At 54.9% G+C, this 5,452-nt stretch carries 4 protein-coding genes, 1 tRNA gene and 1 pseudogene; 3 read left to right on the forward strand and 3 right to left on the reverse strand.

Going from position 1 to position 5,452, the window contains the following annotated elements; genetic code table 11:
* A pseudogene (locus tag ACVWXE_RS14065) lies at window positions 1-207 on the forward strand (RNA-guided endonuclease InsQ/TnpB family protein); the annotation flags it as partial.
* A 166-nt stretch (window positions 208-373) separates the two neighbouring features.
* On the opposite strand, the gene tsf reads toward ACVWXE_RS14065, so the two are convergent.
* The gene (tsf, locus tag ACVWXE_RS14070) at window positions 374-1,165 is read right to left on the reverse strand and encodes a translation elongation factor Ts (protein WP_457387299.1); all 792 of its coding nucleotides are present in this window, start codon (window positions 1,163-1,165) and stop codon (window positions 374-376) included.
* Between the two features lie 144 nt (window positions 1,166-1,309).
* Window positions 1,310-2,104: a 30S ribosomal protein S2 gene (gene rpsB / locus ACVWXE_RS14075; RefSeq protein ID WP_457490615.1), complete on the reverse strand. Its 795-nt coding sequence runs from the start codon at window positions 2,102-2,104 to the stop codon at window positions 1,310-1,312.
* 290 nt (window positions 2,105-2,394) lie between these two features.
* Between rpsB and ACVWXE_RS14080 the strand changes: the two genes are divergently transcribed.
* Window positions 2,395-2,468: transfer RNA gene (locus tag ACVWXE_RS14080), tRNA-Pro, on the forward strand.
* 201 nt (window positions 2,469-2,669) lie between these two features.
* On the opposite strand, the gene ACVWXE_RS14085 is transcribed toward ACVWXE_RS14080, so the two are convergent.
* On the reverse strand, window positions 2,670-5,021 hold the full coding sequence (locus ACVWXE_RS14085) for an AAA family ATPase (protein ID WP_457490616.1): 2,352 nt from the start codon (window positions 5,019-5,021) through the stop codon (window positions 2,670-2,672).
* An 89-nt stretch (window positions 5,022-5,110) separates the two neighbouring features.
* On the opposite strand from ACVWXE_RS14085, the gene ACVWXE_RS14090 reads away from it, so the two are divergent.
* Window positions 5,111-5,368 carry a gamma-glutamylcyclotransferase family protein gene (locus ACVWXE_RS14090; protein WP_457490617.1) on the forward strand — a complete coding sequence of 86 codons (258 nt, stop codon included), beginning with the start codon at window positions 5,111-5,113 and terminating at the stop codon, window positions 5,366-5,368.
* Window positions 5,369-5,452 lie beyond the last annotated feature (84 nt).

Raw genomic sequence — 5,452 nt, forward strand, 5'->3', positions numbered from 1 at the left:
TTTAGATGCCCAAAGTGCAACCATAGGCTACCACGAGATTGGCAAGGCGCTCTGGGTGTTATGCTCAGAGCTTTGCGGGATACCGCCTTTCTGTTTGGACTCCGTCCCGCTGACGCGGTCGCGTTAGCGTCGCGTAGCGACAACGGAAACGGACAGAATGCTATCGCTTCATCGTTGAGCAGTAATGCTCAGCAGTGTTCAGCGTAAATGTATCAGGATCAGAACATTTGCATGCATAACCTAGCCTTTCCCCCAAGGGATACCCAAGCGTAGTGGTTATAGAACTGCCGACATAGAGGTGCCCACACTCTCCATAACGCAGTTTCAACGCCTCTGCACCGCCGACATGGCCCTACAGCTCAGCCTTGACCGGCTATTTCTTTTTCTTGGCGGAGCCTTTTTTGGCCGGCTTGCTCTCGGCAGCAGGGGCCGGTTCTGGGGCAGGTTCTTCAGGAGGAGCGGGTGGAGTCTCTTCCACTTTGGGGGCCTCTGCCGGCTTGAGACCGGCTTGAGCGGCAACCTCAGCAGCAAAATCCACTTCTTCTTTCTCGATCCCCTCTCCCAGGACAAAGCGCACAAACCGCCGCACCCGAATGTTTTCCCCCAGTTTGGCAATGTGCTGCTTCACCAATTCCTCTACGGTGATCGAGGAATCTTTAATAAAGGGTTGATCCAACAGGGATAACTCTTTCAGGCGCTTTTCGATGCGACCTTGCACGATCTTCTCGCGTATGTTCTCCGGCTTATTGGCCAGATCTTCTTTGCCCATTTCAATGGCTTTTTCCCGCTCCACCACTTCAGCAGGGATCTGGTCAACGCTGACGTATTCTACGTTTTGGCAGGCGGCAATCTGCTTGGCGATGTCTTGCACCAATTTCTTGAAATCTTCGTTGCGGGCCACGAAGTCCGTCTCGCAGTTCACTTCCACCAACACCCCAATTCGATTGCCGAAGTGGATGTAGCTGTCAACTGCCCCCTCTGCCGCGACGCGACTGGCCTTTTTGGCTGCCCCTGCCAACCCTTTCTGTCGCAGCCAGGTGATGGCTTTCTCCATATCGCCACCGGAATCTTCCAGGGCTTTTTTGCAGTCCATCATGCCTGCGCCCGTCTTTTCGCGCAGCTCTTTGACCAGTTTGGCATCAATGCTCATGAGGGCTCCTCGAATGAAAGAACGGGAAGAATGTGGCGGGATATGAGTGAGAATGAGCGGGCTTCGGTAGAATTGTAAACCTAGATTTCAAGAATACACGCCTCTGGATAGGGAACAGGCAGGGAGGCGTCCGGATTGCATGGGATCCCTGCCCTCGGTCTAGCCTTCCTCGGCTTCTCCTTCTTCTTCGTCCTCCATGTCTTCCAGAATGTCGTCGTCCAGATCCATCGCCCCTTCGTAGTCGTACTCATCCTCCTCAACGGTGTCGAGCTGCCCATGCCGCCCTTCGTAGATGGCATCCGCCAGCTTGCCTACAATCAGCTTAATCGCTCGGATGGCATCGTCGTTAGAGGGAATGAAGATATCGCTGAGATCGGGGTCGCAGTTGGTGTCCAGCAGTGAGATGATCGGGATGTTCAGCTTGATACATTCCTGAACGGCGTTGGCCTCCCGCCGCTGATCGACGATGATCACCGCATCGGGGAGCTTGCGCATGGTTTTAATGCCGCCTAAGTACTTTTCCAACCTGGCCAACTCTCGCCGCAGACGGCTGGCCTCTTGTTTGGGCAGGCGAGCCAGAAGACCACTGCTCTCCATCTCCTCAATTTCTTTGAGGCGGTCGATGCGGGTTTTGATGGTGGCCCAGTTGGTGAGCATACCCCCCAACCAGCGCTGGTTGACATAGTAGCTGCCACAGCGACGAGCCTCTTGAGCGATGATCCCGGCAGCTTGCCGTTTGGTGCCCACAAACAGGAAGCGCCAACCCCTGTCAGCAGCATCCCGCACATACTCGTAGGCTTCGTTCAGATAGCGGGCCGTCTGCACCAAATCGATAATGTGGATGCCGTTCCGCTCGGTAAAGATGTAGGGCCGCATTTTCGGGTTCCAGCGGCTGGCCTTGTGGCCGAAGTGAACCCCTGCCTCCAACAGTTGAGGCAAACTGACTACGCTCATGAGTTTTTCCTCTCCTACGGGTTAGCCTCCGCCCGAACGGATCCCAGTTACGGCCTTCCCGCCGGTTACCTGCACAGAGCGCTCTACCCCCATTGGCAAGGAACTCAGGAGCTGTTGCAGCAAACCGCGAAAGGGCTGTAAGGACACCCGGTGGTTCAGGCGTGCGATTTCTTAACGGCTTAACTAAGCTAGCATGTTTTCCACGGGATCCCGCAGCTTGGGGTTAACTCTGGCCGCGATCCGATGCTAGACTAGCTAGGCACTTCATGGGCTTCTACCCGTAAGTGCGTCGGGGCGTAGCGCAGCTTGGTAGCGCACCACTTTGGGGTAGTGGGGGTCGTGGGTTCAAATCCCGCCGCTCCGATACTGAGTAATCAGGGGAGAGCTTGAGCCGGACAAAGCCCACTATGCCGGAAACTTTGAGGTACTTTGGCTCCGTTGATCGGCAGCCTTAAGAATCAGGTCACAAGCTTGGCCGGACAATATGGGATCCCGGTTTTACGGTGCTGGATCCCGATGCGGAGCCGACCTTGAACAACATGGGGTTTCGACGGATCTGGAGCGCTTAATCACGGCCCAGGATCCAGGCAATAAGGGGGGGATCCCTGTGGTCAAGATAATACCGAACGGCTTGGGTCAGGTCGATTTCCAGGTCGCGGTTTTGGATGTCGGTGATCATCCTGTGCATAAGCTCCAGATGGATGCGGTCGTCTTGGGTGAGCAGAGCATACTTGCCATTGGGGCTGTTGTTGAGGGCGGCCAAGGCCTCTTTGGTGGCGGTAGCCGTTTTGGAAGGAGGCTTAAGGCGGGCATCCCGTAGCAAAAGAAACTGAAGCTCAGGGTGAGCAATCACCAATTGGTTGAAGTTATTGAGCTGTCCATACATGCTGCTGGGACCCACTTGGATAAAGGCAATCACCCGCTTTTGGCTGGGGAAATAGAGGTGATCTGGAAGTTTGCGTTTGCCCAGCTTCAGGGTGCTCATGGGGACAGGATGGATCCCTTGTAGGGCATTGCCGATGGTGCGCAATTTGCCGATATCGGCTGTGCTGTCGATGATCGCCTCTTGGGGATAGGCGGCGCGGAGCTGAGCCTCAGTGGTGCGGAGATAGGGATCCAGCGTCTCAACAAGATCGGCAGATGGGCTGGGATCCCGAAGGGGTGGAGATAGAACGATGGAGGGGCCGTGGGCAGGCAGAAGGGGGATGAGCAGTTGTTTGAGGGTTTGCAGCTCAGTCTCGAGCCGCTGGACACGGGCGGCTAGATTGCTGGCAGTGGGTACAACTTGCACCTGGGGAGGGAGAGGGATCCCGTTGATGTAGTGGCGATAGTAGGCTGAGGCCCGGTTGAGAATGGCCCGGATGGAGGGTTGACCAAGAATATCGCTTAGGTCATCGGCGGTAAAGAGAGCTTGGAGGTGGATCCCTGAAGGCAGGCGGCTCTGGAGAAGGGCTTGAAGCTGGGGAAGAGAGGGGAGATCTAGGGAGAGGACGGTTTGGGAGAGGCGATCGACGGTAGCCCGGTCAAATTGGGTTTGGAAATGTTGCCAACGATCAGGAAACAAATTAAGGACAAACAAACTGTTGGGAATACGGGTAAAAAGCTCTTTTAGAGCATCGCCAAAGTTGAGAAGGATATCTCGATTTTCCTCTCGGCCCAGAGCCTCCAATTGGTCGAAGACAATGATCAGGGGCTGGTCGAGCAGCGAAAGCCTGGCGATGACTTTCATCCCTTCTAGGGCAAAGGTGTTGCGATCCAGATCTGCACTCCAAGGGGGCAACCCAATCAAGTTGGTTTCTTCAGGATCCAGGTCGGTACCGCTGAGCCAGCGGATGATCTGGTGACGGCGGTTGGGATCCCTGTAGCTGCAGTATTTGATGATGCCCTTGAGAATGTTTTCGGTGGAACCGGTAAGGAAGTTTTGCTCTGCCCACCAGCGCAGAACCCGTTTTTCAATGGCTTGCCATTGTTGACGACGACGCTCGGTGCCTTCTGCTCCCAGGCGATGAAAGAGGTTGAGGGGATCCGCCGTGAGAAGGGAGAGAAGCTCTTCAGTTTTTGAGGTTTGGGGGAAGGTTTTCAAGATTTCCACAAAGCTCTTGGCAATCAAGTAGTCGAGCTGGGTGTGGTGATGGGCATCTACCCGTTCGCGCAGGGATTCCAGGGTGTGGCTGTAGATGTGGTGGTAGATGTTGTCGGGATGGGTGGGCTGAGGGATAAACAGGAGACGGTTGTGGCGCAGGAGGTTTTGGGCCACCCGCATGATCAGGTGGGTCTTGCCGGATCCAGGTTCTCCCAGTAAGACAACCCCTCGGCTCTGGTGGTTGGGATCCCGTTGGATGTCCTGTAGGGTGGCAGTGAGCTGCTGGTACTGAGGCTGATAGATGGTGGTCTCGTCGGGATAATGCTGAAAGGGATTGTCAACTCTGCTGTTGGCGAAAGGATTGGGAACATTCTGGGCTTTGAGCTGAGCGTGGGTGAGGTGGCGATAGAGGTGGTAGGTAAAGAGGGCATCGTAGCTGGCGTCGTGGGCCAACTTGGAGTTGAAGTAGCCGCTCTCCAGTTGGATCCCAAGATGTTTGCTCAGGTACTCGAGTCCGTAACCGGCGAGGTTGGGAAAACATTGCTTGGCGGCTGACCAAGTACAGAAGATGGGGTTAGGAAGCCAATCTTGGTTAACTTGGTCAAAGGCTTGTTTAAGGATTTTTAGGTCGTGATCTGCTTGGTGGAAAACAAGAGTCTTGCCTTGTGCCAAGCGCCGCAGGTCAGCAACGATTTGGGCCAAAGGTTTGGGCTGGGGGTGGTGGGGCGAGTATTCTTGGGTGTAGGCGTGGTAGATGAGCTGGCCGCTGCTGTCGATAAGGGCGATTTCTTTGAGGTTGGGGTTGCCCTCGGTGTCGATAACCAAGTAGCTCATGGAGGGGCGGGATCCCGTGATGCTAATGTGCTCAATATCTCAGTGTAATTCTGGGTAGGCGGGTTCACCCGACACCAAGGGAACTAGAGATGAGTGAGCAGTGGTATTTTGCATACGGAAGTAACCTAGATGCCCAGCAGATGGGACACCGTGCTGTTGATTTCAAGGAAGCTAGGCGTGCTCGTTTGCAGGGATACCGCCTGACGTTCAACAAGCGCGGCAACGATGGAACCGGCAAGGCCAACATTGTCCGCGATCCCTCTGGGGTTGTGTGGGGAGTTGCCTATCTGTGCAGCTCGGACAGGCTGGAGAGGATGGATCGGTATGAAGGAATTCCGGGAGCATGACTCTAGTCAATGATACGCTGGACTATACTGAAAATAATGTACAGTATGTTCAGTATGGCTGCTTGGTATGGCTAGGTATGTAAA

Source organism: Thermostichus sp. MS-CIW-41, assembly GCF_054058915.1.